The following is a 21,088-nucleotide window of genomic DNA, read 5'->3' on the forward strand; positions in this document are numbered from 1 at the left end:
ATGAATGCAATAATACAAATCGAAGAACTCAGCCATAATACCTTTTTCTGGAAGTATTATTTCTGCTGGTCACGAGGTTTTGATGAGAAAGAAGAAGTAAATATTGATGAAGCTCTAGAAGTTGTAGAAATTAATGAAACAGAAGCTTATGAATGGGAAAGGATATTTTTTAATTATGATGATATAGAAGAAAATCCAAGATATGTTGCAGGCAGAATAAATGATAATTTAAATTTTGCAGTTGAGTTTGCCGAATATGAAATCAATTTTTTTCTGAATGATATTTACATAGGAAATTTAGGAGGACATTTTGAAGCTTGGTTTTTTACTTTGGATGAATTATTGGCTTTTGAAAAATATCCTAATCTGTTTCTTCTTTTTCTTCCAATGACAGGAATACAAGAAAATGAAATAGCTGTTTTAAAACCAATAATGGTAAAACATTTAAATGCAATTCCAAAGTTTGAAGCACATTCAGAATATATCTCAGACTGCATTTTAAATGGATTGGTAATGCAGTCTCCATTTTTAGAAGTAAATGACATTGGATTGACAAATACGGAAAATCATAGCGTAAGAAACATAACAGATTATCCACGTTATAAAGAAGAGGTAACAATATTAAATAAGATTTTGTTTTCCTTTATAAATGAGCAACGATAAGCAACTTTGTTTCTTAAAGCATCATTAAATTTTCATTAACAAAATCTAATTAAGCATTAGTTTATATTTGTAAGAAACAAATTAAATTTAAGATCAAAAGGTCTATGAAAAATAAACTTTTAAAAATTTCTTTTCTTCTGTTTCTGCTTTTTTCCGTAAAAGGATACAATCAGAACGTAAAGCTTTTAAATATAAATCAGCTCAACGAAAGAATTAAAAACGGAAAAGACAGCACTTATGTAGTCAATTTTTGGGCAACTTGGTGCGCGCCATGTATAAAAGAATTGCCACATTTCGAGAAATTGGGAGCAGAACATAAATCAGAGAAAGTAGCTGTTTTATTGGTCAGCTTAGATTTTAAATCCAAATTGCAATCGAATGTAATTCCGTTTGTGAAAAGGAAAAATTTAAAGAATGAAGTCTTTCTTTTAAACGAAAGTAATCCACAAGAGTTTATTGATAGAATTGATCCGAGCTGGTCTGGAAGTATTCCAGCTACGCTTTTTATTAAAAATGATAAAAGAAAATTTGTTGAAAGCGAATTTACCTACGAACAATTATTAACTGAATATAAAAAACTGTAAACCATTATGAAAAAAATAATCTTATTACTAGCATTAGCATTTTCTGCTTTTCTATCTCATGCACAAAATGCTGTAACACTTAAAGCGGGCGATGCAGCTCCAGATTTCAAACTGAAAAATGTGGACAACAAAGACGTTTCTTTTGGATCTTTTAAAGATGCAAAAGGATATATTGTTGTTTTTACGTGTAACACTTGTCCCTATGCTATTGGATATGAGCAGAGAATTATTGATTTAGATAAAAAATTCAAATCTCAAGGATATCCTGTAATTGCAATCAATCCAAATGATCCCGAGGCTTCTAATGCAGATACTTTTGCAAAAATGCAGGATTTGGCCAAAGAGAAAAAATATTCTTTCCCATATTTATTTGATCCAGGACAAAAAATCACTGATGAATATGGTGCAAAACGTACGCCTCACATCTTTATCGTTTCTAAAACTTCAAAAGGAAATGTGGTAGAATATGTTGGAGCAATCGACAATGATCCAGAAGGAAATAATCCGCAGAAAATAAAATATGCAGAAGATGTAATTGCATCACTTAAAAGCGGTCAAAAACCAGCAATTACACAAACTAAAGAAATTGGCTGTACAGTAAAAAGAAAAGCAAAAGCTTAATTGTTTTGTTTCAAGTTTCATGTTTTATTCCGTTGCGTTTAACCTGAAACCTGAAACTTGAAACCTGAAACAAAAAAAAACATAAAATACAAACGCCCCAAATATGGGGCGTTTTTTTGGCATGTATGGTGAACAAGTTTACTTTCTATTTTTTATCAATTTTGTAAAGTCTTCCTTGATCGGTAACGGCGTATAATGCTTCATCTTTTCCTTGCGTAATATCTCTAAATCTTTGACCTTGTCCTGCTAATATTCTTTCTTCACCCGCTACTTTATTGTCTTTAAAAGCTAAACGTATAATATGCATGCCGCTCAATGAACCAATAAAAAGGTTATTTTGCCATTCTGGAATACGGTTTCCGGCGTAGAAAGTCATACCACTTGGTGACACTACAGGATCCCAATAATAGACCGGTTGCTCCATTCCAGTTTGTTGTGTAATACCTTCTCCAATTTTCGTACCACTATATTCAATTCCGTAAGTAATTGTTGGCCAGCCGTAATTTGCTCCAGCTGTAATTCGGTTAATTTCATCACCACCTCTTGGGCCGTGTTCACTTTGCCATAAGTCACCCGTTGTTGGATGAACAGCCAAGCCCTGCGGATTTCTATGACCAATAGTATAAAGTTCTGGCAAAGCCCCCGTTTGTGTAAAAGATGGATTTCCTGGTGCTGCTTGTCCGCTTGTTGTAATGCGTACAATTTTACCCAAACTGCTCGTTACAGCTTGCGCCAACGGACGAGTTTGTAAAACAGATCTTTCTCCAATGCTTACAAATAAATTTCCAGTTTTGTCAAATACAATGCGGCTTCCGTAATGCAGCGTGCTTGCGTTTGGCGTATTCGAACGATAAATAACTGTTACGTTTTCAATTGCAGTTTCATTATCAGATATTTTTCCTTTCGCGACAGCGGTAATATTTCCCCCAGCAACAACTTCAGAAAAAGCCCAATAAATCATTCGGTTAGTGGCATATGCTGGATCTAGGCAAATACCTAATAATCCGCCTTGATCTGCAGGATTTACAGCAGGAACGCCTGTTAATGCCTCACCAATAACTCCTGCTTGGGTTACAATTTTAATTTTTCCTGCTTTTTCGGTTACCAAAAGACGTCCGTCAGGAAGATACGCAACTCCCCAAGGAGCGCTTAAACCGCTGGTGATTATTTTAGCTTCATATTCTGTGGTAGTTTGAATACTTCCTGCTCGTGTTTGTCCAGAAAATGCGGGCTGATAAGTAGTGTTGGCTGTACCCGTTTCTACAGGTGGGCCAGTTGGTCCTGGGTCGGTGCCTGGATCAGTATTGTCATTATTCGAACAGCTGCCAAAAACAAGAATGGTGGCCAGAAGGAAAATACTTTTTTGAATTATCATAATGCTTTCATTTTAATGGTTAAAAAATAATTTTTGCATTATCGAACATTTCGAAAAAGAGGTAGAGATTCGTTAATTTGAAATGGTCAGTTTCGAACGAAATTCTCGGTTCTATTTTCAATTAAGAATGCCTAAATGCTTATGCCATTTTATATGAAGCAGAAGAATTTCAAAAACAGAAATTAAACTTCTTTTGGAAAAAGCATTTAGTGGGACATGCCTAATTGGAACGGAAAATTGTGACAAAATATTGCCAGTACGAATTGTATTGTTTTTTTCTTAGCAGAAATTTAACATTCAAAACTTCAATAAAAATAGGGCTGAAGTCTTATTTTTAAAGAGAATTTTAAAGACTCTTTAATTTTTTCATGAAGACTGGAAAAACTTCATTTAATTCTTCAAAAAGAGGATTTTTGCGGTTTTTTAATTTGATTTCGCTAAATAATTTTAATCCTAAAGCAAATTGAACTGCTTCAGATTCGTTTGCGAAAATGTTCTTAGATTTTATTCTTTCGATAATTCCGAATATTTCATCGTGATTATCAAATTCGATTCCGAGTTCTTTTGCTGGTTCGGTTTCACCATTTGAATATTCCTTAAGGCTTAAAGTAAGATAATATTTGTTTGATCTTTTTTCCATGATATTTGTAATTCTAATTTTATTTTAGCCACTTTTCGACCAATGTTTTAAAAGCTTCTTTGTATTGTTCGCCGACTGTGATTTCTATTTTATCTATAAAAATGGAGTTTTTACTAATAGCACTTATTTTGTCAAGCGAAACAATAAACGAACGATGAACACGCATAAATTTTGATGATGGAAGTTTTTCTTCTAATGCTTTAAGCGAAATAAGAGACATTAAAGCTTTTTGAGAATCTTCAAGATGTACTTTTACGTAATCTTTTAAACTTTCGATGTAAGTGATGTCTTTTAGAGAAATTCTAACCCATTGGTATTCTACTTTCAGGAAGATAAATTCGTCATCTGCAGCAATTGTTGTAAAGGTATTATTGGCTTCTTCGGTTAATTGCAAAACTTTGCTTGAAGCACGTAGAAATTCTTCGTAACTGAAAGGTTTTAAAAGATAATCTACAGCGTTTACGCGATAGCCTTCAATTGCATAATGATTGTAAGCTGTTGTAAAAACGATTTTAGGCAGTGGTCCAGCTTGATCTTGAAGAAGTCTTGCCAATTCCATTCCAGTCAAATTAGGCATATTAATGTCTAAGAAAACCAAATCGGGTTTTGTTTCTCTAATGATGCCCATTGCGTCTACAGCATTATCGCAAGTTGTTATTAATTCTAAAAAAGGAGTCTGCTGTATAAACGTTTCTACCAGTTTTAAAGCCAATGGTTCATCATCTACTGCTATACATTTTAATACGGTCATTGCTCTAAAGTTATTTTGAGTTTAATGTTATATGTTCCGTGATCGGTAACTCCAAAAGATATATAATGCTGATTTGGATAAATCAATTGCAATCTGCGTTTGGTGTTGGTTAAACCAATTCCGCCTTCATCTGAAACCGATGTTTTTTCGAAAAAAGTATTTTCTACTTCAAATTCTAGATGTGTATTATTTTGCGAAAGTTTAATGTGTATTTCACTTTTATCGGTTGCATGAACACCGTGTTTAAACGCATTTTCTACTAAAGGTAGTAATAACATCGGAACAATTGGATAATCGTGCAGTTTTTCGGGGATTTCTGTGGTAATAGTCAATTTGCTATTGGCACGAAGTTTCATCAAAGCGATAAAATCTTTTAAGAATTCTACTTCTTTAAGCAATGTAGTTCGTTCGCCTTCTGTGCTGTAAAGCAAGTAACGCATCATTCGGCTTAAAGTATGTAGCGCATTTCTAGAATCTTCGATATCAGTATAAGTCAAGGAATAAATGCTATTCAAAGAGTTAAAGAAAAAATGCGGATTAATTTGCGCTTTCAGCATGGCCAATTCTGCCATTGTTTTGTCTTGTTCCAGTTTCTGTTTATGCTGTGCTGCTTTTTGCCAATGCGTTAGCATTGCCCAACTGGTGCTTATTCCTAAAACCAATAATGTCAAAGTAAATACGTAATTATCAAAATACGGATTTTTATATTTTTTAAAACCAATAGCCTTGCTAATTTGAGTATGAAGATCGGTTTGTGAGGTATAAAAATAGGCAATTAATTGCATGGCAATAATCGCAGCAAATGCCCAAATTAAGAATGCCGAAGTATTGTCTTTAATGATGGTTTTTGGAACTATTTTTTTTGCTGTAGAATAAAAAAGAATCATTAATAAAAACAATATAATACTCTGCCAAAGCCAGAATGCTTGCGGAAGCACAACATTCCAAGTCAGTGGAATATAAAACAGCATAAGATACCCTAATAGAGACCAGCCAAGAATGTGTAGTCCAGTAAATAAATAAGGTCTAAAAAAGTTCGGTGCCATTATAATTTGTGATTTTTAGGGCAATATTACATTTTATTTGGATATGAAAATTGGGCAATCGCTAAACCCCGATTTAGAGTCTCTAAAAAGCATTTTAGAGCCGACGGGATAAAAATTAAACACTTGTTTAATATTTAAAAAAAATCCATCGGTTGTCATCTTACCTTTATCGATTATATCGGGCTCTTCGTCTATTTGAAAATTTTTGCATGTTATATTTTAGTTCTTTTGTTGTCATATAATAGATAAATTACACATTTTTCAAGATGAATAAGCAATCATTTTTAAGCATTCTTGCAGCATCACTTATTATCGCTTCTTGCGGTAAAAATGACAAATCGGCACAAGCCGGAGGAGCTCCGCAGATTAAAGAATACAAGACTGTTACATTACAGCCAGAATCAGCTACGTTAAACAGCGATTTTCCGGCTAGTATACAAGGACAGCAAAATATAGAAATCCGCCCAAGAGTTGAAGGATATATCGATAAGATTTATGTGGATGAAGGAGCAGTGGTAAAAGCTGGCCAGCCATTGTTTAAGATCAGCGCTCCAGAATACGAGCAGCAAGTTCGTACTGCAACGGCAAGTATTAAAAGTGCTCAAGCAGAGGTAAGTACAGCAAAATTGGCTGTGAACAAAGTAAAACCGTTGGTTGAAAAAGGAATTATCAGCAAATACGATTTAGAATCGGCTCAATATACTTACGAGTCTGCTATGGCTTCGTTAGCGCAAGCAAATGCTGCTTTGGTAAATGCTAAAGTTAATTTAGGATATACAACAGTTACAAGTCCAGTAAATGGAGTTGTAGGATCGATTCCTTTCCGTTTAGGAAGTTTGGTAAGTTCTAATACTGCAGAACCTCTAACGACAGTTTCGAGCATTGGTAACGTGTACGCTTATTTTGCAATGAATGAAAAAGCACTGCTCAATTTTACTAAAGATGCAGGAGGTTCGTTAAATCAAAAAATTAAAAGTATGCCAGCAGTTTCTTTATTGCTTTCTGATGGTTCATTATACGATCAAAAAGGAAATATCGAAACGGTAAACGGATTAATCAATACAGAAACTGGTACGGTAAACGTTAGAGCACGTTTCGCAAATCCAAAAGGAATTATCAGAAGCGGAAGCAGTACAACAGTTCGTATTCCGACGGATGTAAAAGAAGCTTTGATTATTCCTCAAAGTGCCACTTTTGAACTACAAGATAAAATGTTTGCAGTAGTTGTAGGTAAAGACAAGAAAACAAGAAATGCAAATATCACAGTACTTGACAATTCTGCAGGTAATTACTATGTAGTTTCAAGCGGTTTAAATCCTGGAGATGAAATTGTATTAGAAGGAGTTGCCTCATTAAAAGAAGGAACTGAAATTAAACCTAATAATCAAAGCCAAGAAGCAGTTTACGCCGATTTAAAATAAAAAAAATGTTTAAAAAATTTATACAAAGACCCGTACTCTCGACGGTAATATCTGTTATTATCGTCATCTTAGGTGTTTTAGGCCTAATTGAGTTACCGATATCGCAATATCCAGATATTGCGCCTCCAACTGTAAACGTTGCAGCTAGCTATACAGGAGCCAATGCTGACGTGGTACTGAAAAGTATCGTTATTCCGTTGGAAGAACAAATTAATGGTGTAGAAAACATGACTTACATGACTTCTACAGCAACCAATGATGGTAATGCTTCTATTAAAGTTTTCTTTAAAGTAGGTACCAATCCAGACTTAGCAGCGGTAAACGTTCAGAACAGGGTTTCTAGAGCAACAAGTTTATTGCCAGTAGAGGTAACTCAAGCAGGGGTTACAGTAACCAAAAGTCAGAGTAGTAACTTATTGATTTTCTCTTTATACAGTGATGATAAAGCTTACGATCAGACGTTTCTTCAAAACTATGCAAAGATTAACCTTGTACCGCAAATTCAGCGTGTTGTTGGGGTAGGAGATGTAACCGTTTTTGGTGCAAAAGATTACTCGATGAGAATCTGGCTGAAACCAGATGTAATGCAACAATATAAACTGATTCCAAGTGATATTTCGGCAGCTTTAGCCGAACAAAATATCGAAGCGGCACCAGGTAAATTTGGTGAAAATGGAAATCAGGCATTTCAATATGTAATTAAATATAAAGGACGTTTAACAAGTGCTGAGGAATTTGGAGACATTGTTATAAAATCTGTTGGGAATGGACAGATGCTGAGACTTAAAGATGTGGCTAAAGTAGAATTGGGATCTTTAAGTTATTCGTCAACAATTAAAACAAACGGTGTAGAATCGGCTGCGATGGCAATTAGCCAGACGCCTGGATCTAATGCTCGTGATGTAATTATCAATTCTAAAAAATTGATTGAAGAAGCGGCAAAAAGTTTTCCAAAAGGAATGAAGTACACTATTATGGTGGACGTTAACGAAAACTTGGATGCTTCTATCGAAAAAGTAATTCATACTTTGGTTGAAGCCTTTATATTGGTTTTCATCGTGGTGTTTATTTTCCTTCAAGATTTTAGATCAACTTTAATTCCAGCAATTGCAGTTCCGGTTGCGATTGTAGGAACGTTTTTCTTCCTGAATTTATTCGGATTTACGATCAACTTATTGACGCTTTTTGCGATGGTTCTTGCCATTGGTATTGTGGTCGATGATGCGATTGTCGTCGTCGAGGCCGTTCACGCCAAACTCGATCACGGATATAAATCGGCTAAAAAAGCGACAATTCATGCGATGGACGAGATTTCTGGAGCAATTATTTCGATTACATTAGTAATGGCCGCGGTATTTATTCCGGTAACTTTTATTGGAGGATCTACAGGAGTTTTCTACAAACAGTTTGGTATTACACTGGCCGTTGCGATTATTCTTTCGGCAGTAAATGCCTTGACTTTGAGTCCGGCTTTGTGTGCGCTTTTATTGAAACCGCATGCTGACGATCATAAACATAAAAGCTATTTACAGCGTTTCTATACTTCATTTAACGTGGCGTTCGATAACGTTACCGCTAGATACAAACGTTCAGTAAGTTTCCTTTCTGTAAAAAAATGGATTGCATTAGGTTCTATTATAGTTGCTGGTGCGGCATTGGTTTATATGATGAAAACTACGCCTTCAGCTTTCGTTCCTTCAGAGGATCAGGGAACTGTTTTTGCTAACATTAGTTTGCCGCCATCAGCTTCGATGGAACGTTCAGATATTATTGCAAAAAGAGTAGATAGTATTGCAAAGACAATTCCAGGCGTTAAAAATACACTTCGTATTGTGGGGCAGAACTTTACCGCTGGAGCTGGTAGTGCCTACAGTATGGTTATTGTAAAATTATATCCTTGGGATCAGCGTGATCTTAGCGTTGATGATGTAATCGGACAGCTTTTTGCTAAAACAAGCGGTATTCGTGAGGCAAGTATATTCTTCATTTCGCCTCCAACCATTCAAGGTTTTGGACAAAGTGGTGGATTTGAATTCCAATTGCAGGATAAAGGTGGACACACGACTTCTGAGTTCTATAAAGTGAATAATGAATTCTTAGCTAAATTATCTGAGCGTCCAGAAATTCAATATGCAACAACGCCGTTTAACCCTGGTTTCCCTCAGTATATGATGGATATTAATTTAGCGAAAGCGAAAGATGCGGGAGTTTCTATAAATACGATTCTGTCAACGATGCAAGGTTATTATGGAGGATTGTACGCTTCGAATTTCAACAAATTCGGAAAACAATATCGTGTAATGGTTCAAGCAGCGCCAGAATTTAGAGCGAATACAGAAGGATTGAACAAGATATTCGTTCGTAATAGCGCAGGAAATATGGCGCCAATTACCGAGTTTGTAAAAATGACAAGAGTTTTTGGACCAGAATCTATTTCGAGATTTAACTTATTTACGTCAATCTCGATTACAGGAGCGCCAAAACCAGGTTACAGTTCTGGAGATGCAATTAAAGCAATTCAGGAAGTAGCGGCAGAGAATCTTCCTGCAGGTTATGGTTACGAATTCTCGGGTTTAACGCGTGAGGAATTAGCATCAGGAAGTGAGACGATTTTCATCTTTATTTTATGTTTGGTTTTCGTTTATTTCTTATTGAGTGCACAGTATGAAAGTTACATTCTGCCATTTGCCGTATTATTATCAATTCCGTTTGGACTGGCAGGAGCCTATTTGTTTTCGATTATTTTCAAATTAAATAGTAATATTTACCTGCAGATTTCCTTAATCATGCTTATCGGACTTCTGGCGAAGAATGGTATTTTGATTGTCGAATTTGCTTTGGACAGAAGGCGTAAAGGATTGCCAGTTGTACAATCTGCAATTGAAGGAGCTGTAGCGCGTTTACGTCCAATTTTGATGACATCATTTGCCTTTATTTTAGGATTGGTTCCATTAATGTTTGCTTCTGGAGCTGGAGCTGTTGGTAATAAATCGATTGGTACTGGAGCCGTTGGAGGTATGTTAATTGGAACTATTTTGGGAGTATTTGTTATTCCGGTTCTGTTTATCATTTTCCAAAACTTGCAAGAAAAAATAAGCGGTCCAGCGAAAGATGGTTATGATGATGAAGACGACGATGAAGACGAAATTCATTTAATAGAAGCTCACAAAGAGTAAAATTTAATTACAAGAAAAATGACGAATAGTTCAAATAAATATATTCTACTGGTAATAACAGCCGCACTGATTAGTGCGTGCTCTGTTACCAAGAAATACGAACGCCCCACTACTTTAAAAACAGATCAATTGTATCGCGATGAATCTTCTACAGATTCAACTACAATTGCAGATATGCCTTGGAATACCGTTTTTAAAGATGAAAAACTGAATGCTTTAATTCAAAAAGGATTAGAACAGAATTTAAATCTGAAAAATGCAATTGAGAATATTGTTCAGGCAAGAGCTTCTTTACGCCAGAGTAAATTGGCTTATTACCCGTCATTGCAATTGGATGCGAATGTAACGCACAATAAACAATCTCAGGCAGGATTAAACTTTCCAGCAGGAATCAATATTAATACCCTGACTACAACTTACAAATTAGGTGTAAGCAGTTCTTGGGAAATTGATGTCTGGGGAAAATTAAGCAGTTCTAAAAGAGCCGCTTTGGCAACCTATTTAGCTTCCGATGCTGCAAAACAAGCAGTTCAAACGCAGTTGATCGCCGATATTGCCAATAATTACTTCTTGTTATTATCGTATGATGAATCGCTAAGAATTACGGAAGAAACGTTAAAAACTCGTATCGAAAACGTTGAAACGATTAAAGCTTTAAAAGAAGGTGCAATTGTAACTGGAGCAGCGGTTGTTCAGAGTGAAGCCAATCAGCATGCAGCAGAAGTTTTAATTCCAGACTTGAAACAAAGCATTCGTGAAACCGAAAATGCTCTAAATATTTTACTTGGACAAGGGCCTGGGCCAATTGATAGAGGCGTTTTAGGAACACAGATTATTCCTGAAAAAATTGCAATCGGAATGCCTGCTCAGTTATTGAATAATCGTCCAGATGTCCGTCAAGCGGAATTTAATTTCAGAGTTGCTTTTGAATCGACTAATTTGGCTAAAACGTATTTTTATCCAAGTCTGACGCTTACCGCAAGCACAGGATTTTCAAATTTAGAATTGAATGATTTCTTCAGCCATTCTATTTTTTATTCGATTATTGGAGGATTAACACAGCCTTTATTCAATAATGGCTTAAATAAAATGAGATTGACTACAGCGCAGTCACAACAATTACAAGCATACAATAACTTCCAGCAAAGTCTTTTAGTAGCAGGTCAGGAAGTTTCAAATGCCTTGTATGCGTATCAAATGGCTGTTGAAAAAGAAGATTCTAGAGCGAAACAAATTGCAGCTTTAGAGAAAGCAGTAGACTTTACGCAAGAACTTTTAGAATATAGTTCTGCAACTAACTATACAGATGTATTAACATCACAGCAAAATCTTTTAGCAGCACAATTGAACGGAGTTAATGATAATCTTCAAAAATTACAAGCTGTTATTAATTTGTACAGAGCGTTGGGTGGTGGTTGGAAATAATTGTTTATAATGATAAAAAACGTCTCAATTTTTTGAGACGTTTTTTTGAAATGTATATCGTTTAAAAAGCACTCTTCGTCGATTAGTTTAGTAATTTTGTATAATGAATGCTTAACACGCAAATTTTTGGCATTAATTTCGATTATTATCTATTAAGATTAACATTTAAATTCTAAAGACATGAAAAAGTTAGTATTCGCCTCAGTGCTTTTTATGAGTGCATTTTTTGCTCAAGCACAGGTATCTGTAAATGTAAACATCGGAACACCGCCTAATTGGGGGCCACAAGGTTATGACGACAGCAGGTATTATTACCTACCAGACATTGATGTATATTATGATGTAAATCAGAGCGTATTTATTTACGATAATGGCGGAAAATGGATGCGCGAAAAAAGACTTCCGTCAAGATATAGAAGTTATGATTTATATTCAGGATACAAAGTAGTTTTGACTGATTACAGAGGAGATTCTCCTTATTACTATCACACAAAACATAGAGCCGAATATCCGAAAGGTTACCACGGAAAACCTCAAAAAAATAGAGGAGAAAAACCAAAAGGCAACAACGGAAATCATTACGGAAATGATAAAGACAATAAAGGAAAAAACAAAGGAAATAATAACTCCAAACAAAAGTCAGACAAGAACCACGATCACGGTAATGGCAAAAACCATTAATAAACATGACTAAAAGAAAACGCCTCCAATTGGAGGCTTTTTTGATTTTATGTCATTGATGAAGTTATATTATCCACGGTAAAGATATATCGATTATATATTTCAAATATAGCCCGCGGTTTCAACCGCGGGAAAAGTATTGTGTGTTTTGTTGCTTCTCCGGTGCTATAAATATGTCGCTCCTCTGGAGCTTTTTCCTTGTGCAGGGATTATTTATTTGCTATAAATATTTCGCTCCTCCGGAGCTTTATTTGGATGTATGTTTTATTTACACCAAACAAAAAACCTCCAGCTAAAGCTGGAGGCAATTGATATTTAAATTTTTCATTAAAATAAATTTGTGCTAATTCGTGCAATTTGCTTCGCCCGTTCGCTATCGCTCGGGTTGTGGCTAAAAAAAAATCCTTTTTAATCCAAATAATCTGTGGCTAAAAAACTATTCAGAAACCGCTTTCACCTTATGTCCAAAAGCTCCAAAAGAAAGAATAATCAAGAAACAGACTAATGGGATAATATATCCTGATTGAATATCGTCATGATTCATGTCGATTAAAGTTCCCATTCCGTACGGAATAATGGCACCTCCAACGATCGACATTACCAACCAAGAAGAACCTGTTTCTGTATTCGATTTTAAGCCTTTAATTCCTAAAGAGAAAATCGTAGGGAACATAATTGACATAAAGAACCCAATTCCTCCAAGAGCATAAATAACTACAATTCCAGAACCGTAAATCGCTACTAGGCATAGTAAAACGCTCATTACGCAGTAGATTGACAATAAAACGTAATCTTTTACGAAACGTAAAAAGAATGTTCCAATAAAACGTCCCGCCATAAAAAGGAAACCATAGATTCCTAAGTAATATCCAGCCGTTTTTTCGTCTAACCCAGCACCTTGCTGTGCGATACGAATAAAGAAACTTGTGATACAAACCTGAGCACCCACATAAAAAAATTGAGCCGCAACTCCCCAGCTTAAATGTCTGAATTTTAAAACAGAGAAAAAACCTGGTTTAATTTCAGCTTCTGTATGAGTAGCTTTCATTGAAGGCAGTTGTACAAAGTAAAATATTATAGCAACCAAAACCAAAATGCTTCCCAAAACGATGTATGGCATTTTTACAGAAGCCGCTTCGCCTAATAAATAGGCCGCTTTTTCAGCCTCAGGCATTGCTGCCATTTGTTCTGGCGTATGATTGGTTCCTGAAAGAATAAACAACGAACCTACAATAGGAGCAACCATGGCTGCCAATCCGTTGAAAGAAGCTGCTAAATTTAGTCTTTTAGAAGAAGATTCTGCTGGCCCTAAAATCGCCGCATAAGGATTTGCGCTAGTTTCTAAAATGGTTAATCCACAGCCAATTACGAATAGAGCGAATAAAAATAATTCGTAAGTTCTGGTATTAGCGGCAGGAACAAATAAAAAGGCTCCAACAGCAAAAACTAACAATCCTGTAATAATACTGTTTTTATAGCCAAACCTTTTAATCAGCATTCCCGCTGGAATCGCCATAATAAAATAAGCAAAAAATACAGAAGTATCAATTAGAGTAGATTGGCGATTGTTTAATTCGCACGCTTTTTTCAAGTGCGGAATTAAAACTGAATCTAAATTGTGGGCCATTCCCCAAAGAAAAAATAGGCATGTAACGAGAATAAAAGGCAAAAGGTACTGATTTCCTTTTCCGCCTTCTGTCGGCACTTCGTGTTGATCGCCGGCTTGGTTTGTAATTTGCATTGTTTAGATAGTTTTTTGTTATTTTTTAGGTTCAAAGTGACAAAGAGACAAAGGTTCAAAGTTTTTTAAAATTTTGTCGATTTGTGACAATCTTCTTTGTTTTTATCGAATTCGAAGTGGCAAAAGATTCATAGGTTCAAAGTTTAGAAACCTCTGTCACTTTGCAACTTTGCCTCTTTGTCACTTCAAGAAAAATTATTTTTTCTTTACTAAAAGTAAATGATCACATACCAAAACGACTTCACCGCGCTGGTTAATGATTTCTACATGTTCTGTTACAGTTCCCATTTCTGGATTTTTGGCTTCTCCTTTTTCAGAAATCGTAATTTCAGAATGGATGGTGTCGCCGATATGAACAGGTTTTACAAATCGCATTTTGTCGTATCCTCTAGAAAAGGCTTCTGTATTTATTTCTGAAGCAGTTAATCCGATTCCGATGGCAAAAACCATAGTTCCGTGGGCAATTCTTTGTCCGAAAGGCTGTGTTTTGCACCATTCTTCATCCATGTGGTGCGGGAAGAAATCTCCCGTGTGTCCGGCATGAACTACGAAATCGGTTTCTGTAATTGTTCTGCCTAAAGTTATTCGTTTATCGTCGATTTGATAATCTTCGAAAAAAGTCGATTTAAAGTACATAATTTATTCTTTTTATTTGTCAGCTCTTTCAAATAGATTTCAAAATCAGGTTTGTTTTGAAAGTGGACTTAAATTTTGTTTTTTGGTTTTGAAATATAGTGTTTTAATTACACTTCATCAAAAGAAATGCCGCCATTTTTACTGCTTACATAACAAGCTTCTACAACCTTCATTGTGCCTAAAACATCCTGAACACTTGCAGATAATGTTGAGTCAGAACCTTCTTTGTAACGCATCAGATTGGACATTGCGCCAATAAAAGCTTCTGGAAACCAAGAACCTTCCAGTTTTACTTCAGTCCATTCGTATTCATTTTCGTTATCTTTTTTTGGCAGCGCGTACTCAAAAACGTCCGGTAAACCGTCAGGATAGTTCATTAACAAGCCCATTTTTGCTTTAACAGCGCCCTTTGTTCCTTCCCATTTGATGTAGCTTTCTTCGTGTTTTGGACCAAAATGATGATCATGATTCGTATTAATCACAACATGTTTATCTTCGCCATAATCTAAAATAATAGTAGATCGGCTCGATGATAATTTCTTAAGCGGATGTTTGGCTGTTTTTGCCATTACGCTTTTCGGATTTCCCAGAAAAGATCGAATACAGTCAATATAATGAACACTGTGGAAAAGAATCTCTAATCTTGGATGCTCTTTAATTAAAGGAAACAATTCCCAAGGCGTGTTTACAGTTACTTTGAATTCTAAATCGTATAATTCGCCAATAATTCCCTGATCGATTAAATATCTCGCAGCGCTTACAAAGGATGCAAAACGCAATTGGAAGTTGATGGCAGCAACTAGATTTTTTCTTTCGCAAACCGCTACAATTTCGCGTGCCTGAGCCAAATCATTTCCCATCGGCTTCTGAATCAAAACCGCGGCGCCGTTAGGCAGTTGCTCCAGAATTTCAATGTATTGATCTGGTAAAACGGTAATATCGTAAACAGCGTTTGATGGCGCATTTTTTACTGCATCGGCAACACTTTCAAAAACATGATCGATTTTGAATTGTTTCTGTAAATCGTATGCTTTCGAAATCGTTCTGTTGGTAATACCAAAAACTTTAAAACCAGCCATTTCGTAAGCAGGAAGATGCGCATCTTTTACAATACCGCTCGCTCCAATAATCACAATGGGCTGTTCTGTTTGGGGAAGTAAAGGTTTATAGGGAATATTCATTTGTTCTATATTTTGAAATTAAGCCCGCCAAGTTTAATTTTTGACAGAGCCGTGTAGTGTTGTTCCTTGACTTAATTCTCTAATTCTCTTTTGAGTTTCTTCTAAAAGTATTTCAGAAGAAATATCCGTTTCAATGGCTTTTAAAACTGTATTATCAATAAGTTCAGCAACTTTTGGCCAGATTGGCGTTTGAGGTAATGTTAATGCATTTTCATGAAGCATTTCCAGTTTATGATAAAAGGGAATCAAAGTATTAATTTCTGCATCCTTCCAAGTTGATTTTCTACATCCGATTCCGCCTTCTGTAGTCAATAATTTGTCACTTTCGGGTGTTGTAGCAAAACGTAAAAAATCGTAAGCCAGTTTTTTGTGTTTGCTTCCAGACCCAATAGTATAAAGCCAATATACATTCAAAGAAGACGTTTTATGACCCGGATCAGATGGGAGAGAAGTGATATCGATTTTTCCTTTTACTTTCGATTCTTCAATCACTTCTGCCATAGAAGCAAATCCGAACCAGTTGATAGCCATTGCCGCTTGTCCTTCGGCGAAAGCCAAACCTGCTTCAACGGAACCAAATTCATGTGATTTTGGATGAACAGCATTTTTGTCATTGACCATTTTTCGATAAAAATCTAATGCCTTTATCGCTGCTTCATTATGAATGTCAATCTGATTTTTATTGTTTAGTAGAGAACCGCCACGTGTCCATAACTGCAGACAGAAGTCAAAAACCATATTATGTCCGTCCGGATAATTGGCAAAAACAGCACCGTATAAATTTTGTTCGGGACGATTAAAAAATGTGGCAATTTGGGCGAATTCCTGCCAAGTTTTCGGAGTAGCAAGTTCGTAACCAAACTGTTTTTTAAAATTCTCTTTTTCTGTTTCGTTTTCGAATAAATCTTTTCGATAAATCAAACATTCTGGACCGTCGTGAAAAGGAAGTCCGAAAATGCCATTACTTAGTTTCTGCAAATGCAAAAGCGATTTATGCCATCCGAAAGGATAATTTTCTGGTGGATTTTCTCCAATTAACGAAAACAAATTAAGAACCGCATTCTCGTTTACAGCATCAAAAATCCAATCGGTATTGATGTGGGCGATGTCCCATTTTCCTTCTTTTAAACCTTTATCTGAAATGGTAGTTTCATACAAATCATGAAGTTCCAACGGAATCATTTCAGCTTCAATTTGTATATTGTTTTGAAGTGAAAATGCATCCCATAATTTTCGAAGTGTACTTTCGAAAGGATCGAATTTACGAACGGCGATTCTAATTTTTTCCATTAACAGTCAATAAATTCTTTAATAATTTTCTCGTTGTCTTGACCCAGTTTTGGCGAACCTTTTCCTGAAGTCAGATATTCGCCGTCAATTTTTATCGGACAGCGTGTAGTTTTATAAGTATAGCCATCCAACATTTCGACTTGCTGGGTAAAATTTAAAACCTTAAATCCATCTTCAGCAAATAGCTGCTGATAGTTTAAAACTCCTGCGCACCAAATGTCTGCGGGCTCTAAAATATCTAACCAAGATTGTGTTTCCTGCGTTTGCAAATGATCGGCAAGAATATTTTTGATATCGTCTCTAAGCGTAAATTTATTTTCTGGGAAAGCCAGTAAAGCATCACATTTTAGCAAAGAAGCCAAAACGGGAATCGACCCCATTGCTAATGCCAAATAGCCGTTTTTAGTTTTGTAAATTCCGTATGGCGCGCCCAAATAAGCGTGAGCATTATTGGTTTTGGTTCGAACTGGCAATTCGCCTCCGTCATTAAAGAAGGTCGTAATAGTTTCAAACTGAAAATCAAATGCCGATTCTAGCATACTGACTTGAATTTGTGCTCCGATATTATGAGTTGCTTTTCTATATAAAGCGGCTAAAATTCCTTGTGCTAAATGCGCTCCGGCAAGCATGTCTACAATAGACAATCCCATTGGTACTGGACCATCTTCTTGATTGCCACTTAACAAAGTTAAAGCGGTTAAAGATTGTAAAAGCAAATCTTGTCCCGGTAAATCTTTCAAATCGGGATGTTCTCCAAAACCTGAAATTGATCCATAAATCACATTTGGATTGATGCTTTTTACGTCATCATAACTTAAACCAATGCGTTCCATAACGCCGGGTCTGAAATTATGCATCACAACATCTGCTTTCGCTAATAATTTTTTTAGTTTTTGAAGTTCCTCTGGCTGTTTAAAATCAATTGCAAAAGATTCTTTGTTTCTGTTGATGGTATGAAAAACAGACGATTCGCCGTTCATAATCAAATCAGAAGTATATAAAGTACGGCAGATATCTCCCGTTCCCGGTTTTTCAATTTTTATGACGCGCGCTCCCAAATCGGCCAGACGCAAACTCGCCGACGGACCCGAAAGAAACTGACTGAAATCTACAATTAAATAATCTTCTAATGGTTTCATTTTTTTTATGTTTAACCGTTTAATCGGTTATGTGTTTAATCGTTTTTATTCAACAATTAAAAATCTAATTTGATCTGCTAAAATCTTTTTAAATCTGCGTGAAATACTTTTAGCGCATAGATTTTTTCACGCAGATTTGTGCAGATTAAAGCAGATTTGCACAGATTTTGATTTAAGCTGTTGCGTATCATTTAACTTGAATAAACTCTTTGTGTATGCTTAAATTATCTTGTCCTACTTTTGGTGCTGCTTTTTCGCTTAACAGAATTTCTCCATCCAATTGTATTGGACTTCTGGTTGTTACCAAAGTTTCGCCGTCAGTATTTTTTACGGTTTGTTTCAATTGTAATTCATTTACAAAAGATTGACTATCTAATTCTTCGTAATTGAACACTTTTCCGCACCAAATCCCTTCTTTCTGCAGGATTTCGATCCAATAATCAGAATTTTGGGTTTGAATTCTTTCGCTTAAAATTGTTCTGATTTCATCGCGTTTTTCAAACCAAAGATGTTTATCAGCGAAAGCGTTTAAATCCAATCCTAATATTTTTCCAATAAAAAGTAAATCACCCATGGCAAGAGACAAATAACCATCCTGCGTTTGATAAACTCCATAAGGAGCACTCAGAAAAGCATGTGCACTTCCTTTAATATCGCCGCGTTCAGGTAATTGGCCTCCATCATTTAAGAAAGAAGTAATCGCTTCAAATTGTACATCGAGAATAGATTCTAGCAAACTCACTTCTACCAAAACTCCTTTTTTGGTTTTAGCTCTTTTTAGAAGTGCTGCTAAGATTCCTTGTACAAAATGATTCCCGCACATTAAATCGGCTACAGCCAATCCAAACGGAACTGGGCCTTGACTTTTGCGTCCGCTTAACCAGCTTAATCCAGAAAGCGATTGTAACAATAAATCTTGTCCCGGTTTTTTTGCCCACGGACCTTCATTTCCGTAACCTGTAATGGTTCCGTAAATAATCTGTGGATTTATAGAAAGCGTATTTTCAAAATCTAAACCGATTTTTTCCATCACTCCGGGTCTGAAATTATGCGTCATAATATCCGCCTTTTCGATTAGTTTTTTGATTAAAACTAAATCGTCAGGATTTTTTAAATCGGCTGCAAAAGATTCTTTATTTCGGTTTATCGTATGAAAAAGCAAACTGCTATCGTCTACAAATAAATCTTTGATGCTCAATTGTCTGCAAGCTTCACCTTTTACAGGACGCTCGATTTTGATGACGCGTGCGCCCAAATCAGCCAATTTTAAACCAGCTGAAGGTCCTGCCAAAAACTGGCAGAATTCCAGAACAACTAATCCTTCTAAAGGTCTCATACGGTTTGGATTTTTAGAGATTCCGCGTAAAGCGAATTCATTTCTTCCAATACTTTTAATTCGTCTCCGCCATTCATCAAATAATTGCGAACCACATCTCCAGCATGATCTTGGAAATACATATGTCCGTAATATCTCGGACGAAGGAAAGCGCGTTCTAAAGCAGGAAGTGTATTTTTGAAATAATCGTGAGTTACACCATTAATTCGCTCACTTTTCCAAGCTTGTAAATGTCCTGGCTGACCGCCATTATCGGTATAAATATTCTGTTGAACTTGAGATGAACAAGTAAATTCAGCATATTTTATAGCAGTATCAATATGTTCGCTGAATGAAGAAACCGCTAATCCAGTTCCTCCCAAAGAAGAAATCATCGGATTATCATTCAATTTTACCAAATCATAAAAATGTAAAAGGTTTTGGCTGTAGCCAATGCGAGAATAATTAGAATAGCCATAAGCGAACGGACAATAGGCAATTTCGTCTGAATTCACCATTGCTTCGTAAACTTGAATTGGATTACGGTTGAAGTTAGCTGGATCAATTAATTGTGCTAATTCTCTAAACATTTGAAGCGCTTTGATTCCTGTGGTTTCGGAAATCACTTTTTCTTCCGAAAGAAAAGGAGCTTCACCCAAACTGCAGCAAAACATATAAAAACTCATTAAAACATCTACCGGAATTCCAGCAAAAGCGACTAAACCCTTTTTCGCTAAAGCCAATAAATCATCATAAGTTTTAGGAACTTCTAAATTGTTTTTTTTTAAAAGATCCAATCGGGCAGAGGCAACCGGAGTTGCGGCATCGATTGGCAACGCCCATAATTTATCGTGAAAAACATAACTTCCGTTCGATTTTCCAACAGTATTATTTTCTTGATCTTTAATATATTCGTTTGACAAATAATCAGATAACGGAAGAATCGCCTTGGTCTGTGCTCCAAAACCTGTCCAAGGATGATCAATTACCAGTAAATCAAATCTTTTGGCTAAGTCTTCAATAGAAGCATCTGCAAACTCTTGTAAACTTCTTTTCTCCCAAGAAATTTCAACATCAGGATGTAGTTCTGTAAAACGCTGTGATGTGGCAACCATAGGAAGCAAACCTCTTGTATGATTCCAAGTTATGCCTTTTAATTTTATCATTTTTATATAGGAATTTTGGGTAATGAAATCGTTTGAAATAATAAATGTAAAAAATACAATTACAAAAGTAGAAATAAGATTTAAATGCACAAGAAATCCTTTATTTATTAAAGAATCTTTTTGTAGAAAAGGACAATTAGTGATATAATTTTTACAAACCGTCTAAAAAATGTTATAAAAATTTAAAGTTTAGTCATTTTCATTAATGGAAAATAAAATATATCTCGGATATTAATT

The 21,088-nt window shown here is 35.7% G+C and carries 18 protein-coding genes; 7 read left to right on the forward strand and 11 right to left on the reverse strand.

The window, feature by feature from the left end:
- From SOM12_RS13420 to SOM12_RS13430, 3 genes are all read left to right on the forward strand, one after another.
- The gene (locus tag SOM12_RS13420; RefSeq protein ID WP_320493782.1) at window positions 1-663 is read left to right on the forward strand and encodes an Imm19 family immunity protein; all 663 of its coding nucleotides are present in this window, start codon (window positions 1-3) and stop codon (window positions 661-663) included.
- A gap of 104 nt (window positions 664-767) precedes the next feature.
- Complete coding sequence (locus SOM12_RS13425; RefSeq protein ID WP_095930722.1) at window positions 768-1,247, forward strand: TlpA disulfide reductase family protein; 480 nt, start codon at window positions 768-770, stop codon at window positions 1,245-1,247.
- Window positions 1,248-1,253: 6 nt separating this feature from the next.
- Window positions 1,254-1,868 carry a thioredoxin family protein gene (locus SOM12_RS13430; protein ID WP_095930721.1) on the forward strand — a complete coding sequence of 205 codons (615 nt, stop codon included), beginning with the start codon at window positions 1,254-1,256 and terminating at the stop codon, window positions 1,866-1,868.
- A 145-nt stretch (window positions 1,869-2,013) separates the two neighbouring features.
- Here the strand turns inward: SOM12_RS13430 and SOM12_RS13435 are convergent, their stop codons facing one another.
- From SOM12_RS13435 to SOM12_RS13450, 4 genes are all read right to left on the reverse strand, one after another.
- Window positions 2,014-3,243 (reverse strand): PQQ-dependent sugar dehydrogenase, encoded by a 1,230-nt coding sequence (locus SOM12_RS13435; protein ID WP_095930720.1) that lies wholly within the window; start codon window positions 3,241-3,243, stop codon window positions 2,014-2,016.
- 346 nt (window positions 3,244-3,589) lie between these two features.
- Window positions 3,590-3,883, reverse strand: a complete 294-nt coding sequence (locus tag SOM12_RS13440) for a DUF3861 domain-containing protein (protein WP_095930719.1) — start codon at window positions 3,881-3,883, stop codon at window positions 3,590-3,592.
- A 19-nt stretch (window positions 3,884-3,902) separates the two neighbouring features.
- On the reverse strand, window positions 3,903-4,634 hold the full coding sequence (locus SOM12_RS13445; protein ID WP_095930718.1) for a LytR/AlgR family response regulator transcription factor: 732 nt from the start codon (window positions 4,632-4,634) through the stop codon (window positions 3,903-3,905).
- Window positions 4,631-5,680 (reverse strand): sensor histidine kinase, encoded by a 1,050-nt coding sequence (locus SOM12_RS13450; RefSeq protein ID WP_095930717.1) that lies wholly within the window; start codon window positions 5,678-5,680, stop codon window positions 4,631-4,633. The genes SOM12_RS13445 and SOM12_RS13450 overlap by 4 nt, the downstream gene beginning before the upstream one ends.
- A 266-nt stretch (window positions 5,681-5,946) precedes the next feature.
- On the opposite strand from SOM12_RS13450, the gene SOM12_RS13455 reads away from it, so the two are divergent.
- The 4 genes from SOM12_RS13455 (at window position 5,947) to SOM12_RS13470 (ending at window position 12,383) form a co-directional block, all read left to right on the forward strand.
- Window positions 5,947-7,101 (forward strand): efflux RND transporter periplasmic adaptor subunit, encoded by a 1,155-nt coding sequence (locus SOM12_RS13455; RefSeq protein ID WP_320493783.1) that lies wholly within the window; start codon window positions 5,947-5,949, stop codon window positions 7,099-7,101.
- 5 nt (window positions 7,102-7,106) lie between these two features.
- Window positions 7,107-10,277 carry an efflux RND transporter permease subunit gene (locus tag SOM12_RS13460; RefSeq protein ID WP_320493784.1) on the forward strand — a complete coding sequence of 1,057 codons (3,171 nt, stop codon included), beginning with the start codon at window positions 7,107-7,109 and terminating at the stop codon, window positions 10,275-10,277.
- A gap of 18 nt (window positions 10,278-10,295) precedes the next feature.
- On the forward strand, window positions 10,296-11,702 hold the full coding sequence (locus SOM12_RS13465) for an efflux transporter outer membrane subunit (protein WP_095930714.1): 1,407 nt from the start codon (window positions 10,296-10,298) through the stop codon (window positions 11,700-11,702).
- Between the two features lie 180 nt (window positions 11,703-11,882).
- Window positions 11,883-12,383, forward strand: a complete 501-nt coding sequence (locus SOM12_RS13470; RefSeq protein ID WP_095930713.1) for a hypothetical protein — start codon at window positions 11,883-11,885, stop codon at window positions 12,381-12,383.
- Window positions 12,384-12,819: 436 nt separating this feature from the next.
- Here the strand turns inward: SOM12_RS13470 and fucP are convergent, their stop codons facing one another.
- From fucP to SOM12_RS13505, 7 genes are all read right to left on the reverse strand, one after another.
- Window positions 12,820-14,124, reverse strand: coding sequence for an L-fucose:H+ symporter permease (gene fucP, locus SOM12_RS13475; RefSeq protein WP_320493785.1), 1,305 nt, complete (start codon window positions 14,122-14,124; stop codon window positions 12,820-12,822).
- A 195-nt stretch (window positions 14,125-14,319) separates the two neighbouring features.
- Window positions 14,320-14,760 (reverse strand): MaoC/PaaZ C-terminal domain-containing protein, encoded by a 441-nt coding sequence (locus tag SOM12_RS13480; protein ID WP_320493786.1) that lies wholly within the window; start codon window positions 14,758-14,760, stop codon window positions 14,320-14,322.
- Window positions 14,761-14,867: 107 nt separating this feature from the next.
- Entirely contained in the window at window positions 14,868-15,941 is a 1,074-nt protein-coding gene (locus tag SOM12_RS13485; RefSeq protein WP_320493787.1) for a Gfo/Idh/MocA family oxidoreductase, read from the reverse strand.
- A 33-nt stretch (window positions 15,942-15,974) separates the two neighbouring features.
- Window positions 15,975-17,231: an extracellular solute-binding protein gene (locus SOM12_RS13490; RefSeq protein WP_320493788.1), complete on the reverse strand. Its 1,257-nt coding sequence runs from the start codon at window positions 17,229-17,231 to the stop codon at window positions 15,975-15,977.
- Window positions 17,231-18,370, reverse strand: coding sequence for a CaiB/BaiF CoA-transferase family protein (locus tag SOM12_RS13495; protein ID WP_320493789.1), 1,140 nt, complete (start codon window positions 18,368-18,370; stop codon window positions 17,231-17,233). Before SOM12_RS13495 ends, SOM12_RS13490 begins: the two co-directional genes overlap by 1 nt.
- A 187-nt stretch (window positions 18,371-18,557) precedes the next feature.
- On the reverse strand, window positions 18,558-19,706 hold the full coding sequence (locus SOM12_RS13500) for a CaiB/BaiF CoA transferase family protein (protein WP_095930706.1): 1,149 nt from the start codon (window positions 19,704-19,706) through the stop codon (window positions 18,558-18,560).
- Complete coding sequence (locus SOM12_RS13505) at window positions 19,703-20,851, reverse strand: ABC transporter substrate-binding protein (protein WP_320493790.1); 1,149 nt, start codon at window positions 20,849-20,851, stop codon at window positions 19,703-19,705. The genes SOM12_RS13500 and SOM12_RS13505 overlap by 4 nt, the downstream gene beginning before the upstream one ends.
- Window positions 20,852-21,088 lie beyond the last annotated feature (237 nt).

This window comes from Flavobacterium sp. CFBP9031 (assembly GCF_034044945.1).
Classification (GTDB): Bacteria; Bacteroidota; Bacteroidia; order Flavobacteriales; family Flavobacteriaceae; genus Flavobacterium.

Coding starts and splice junctions, on each gene's coding strand:
- SOM12_RS13480 (WP_320493786.1), bottom strand. CDS start 14,760: ATGTACTTTAAATCGACTTTTTTCGAAGATTATCAAATCGACGATAAA.
- fucP (WP_320493785.1), bottom strand. CDS start 14,124: ATGCAAATTACAAACCAAGCCGGCGATCAACACGAAGTGCCGACAGAA.
- SOM12_RS13485 (WP_320493787.1), bottom strand. CDS start 15,941: ATGAATATTCCCTATAAACCTTTACTTCCCCAAACAGAACAGCCCATT.
- SOM12_RS13455 (WP_320493783.1), top strand. CDS start 5,947: ATGAATAAGCAATCATTTTTAAGCATTCTTGCAGCATCACTTATTATC.
- SOM12_RS13420 (WP_320493782.1), top strand. CDS start 1: ATGAATGCAATAATACAAATCGAAGAACTCAGCCATAATACCTTTTTC.
- SOM12_RS13430 (WP_095930721.1), top strand. CDS start 1,254: ATGAAAAAAATAATCTTATTACTAGCATTAGCATTTTCTGCTTTTCTA.
- SOM12_RS13440 (WP_095930719.1), bottom strand. CDS start 3,883: ATGGAAAAAAGATCAAACAAATATTATCTTACTTTAAGCCTTAAGGAA.
- SOM12_RS13425 (WP_095930722.1), top strand. CDS start 768: ATGAAAAATAAACTTTTAAAAATTTCTTTTCTTCTGTTTCTGCTTTTT.
- SOM12_RS13460 (WP_320493784.1), top strand. CDS start 7,107: ATGTTTAAAAAATTTATACAAAGACCCGTACTCTCGACGGTAATATCT.
- SOM12_RS13470 (WP_095930713.1), top strand. CDS start 11,883: ATGAAAAAGTTAGTATTCGCCTCAGTGCTTTTTATGAGTGCATTTTTT.
- SOM12_RS13450 (WP_095930717.1), bottom strand. CDS start 5,680: ATGGCACCGAACTTTTTTAGACCTTATTTATTTACTGGACTACACATT.
- SOM12_RS13490 (WP_320493788.1), bottom strand. CDS start 17,231: ATGGAAAAAATTAGAATCGCCGTTCGTAAATTCGATCCTTTCGAAAGT.
- SOM12_RS13435 (WP_095930720.1), bottom strand. CDS start 3,243: ATGATAATTCAAAAAAGTATTTTCCTTCTGGCCACCATTCTTGTTTTT.
- SOM12_RS13505 (WP_320493790.1), bottom strand. CDS start 20,851: ATGATAAAATTAAAAGGCATAACTTGGAATCATACAAGAGGTTTGCTT.
- SOM12_RS13465 (WP_095930714.1), top strand. CDS start 10,296: ATGACGAATAGTTCAAATAAATATATTCTACTGGTAATAACAGCCGCA.
- SOM12_RS13495 (WP_320493789.1), bottom strand. CDS start 18,370: ATGAAACCATTAGAAGATTATTTAATTGTAGATTTCAGTCAGTTTCTT.
- SOM12_RS13445 (WP_095930718.1), bottom strand. CDS start 4,634: ATGACCGTATTAAAATGTATAGCAGTAGATGATGAACCATTGGCTTTA.
- SOM12_RS13500 (WP_095930706.1), bottom strand. CDS start 19,706: ATGAGACCTTTAGAAGGATTAGTTGTTCTGGAATTCTGCCAGTTTTTG.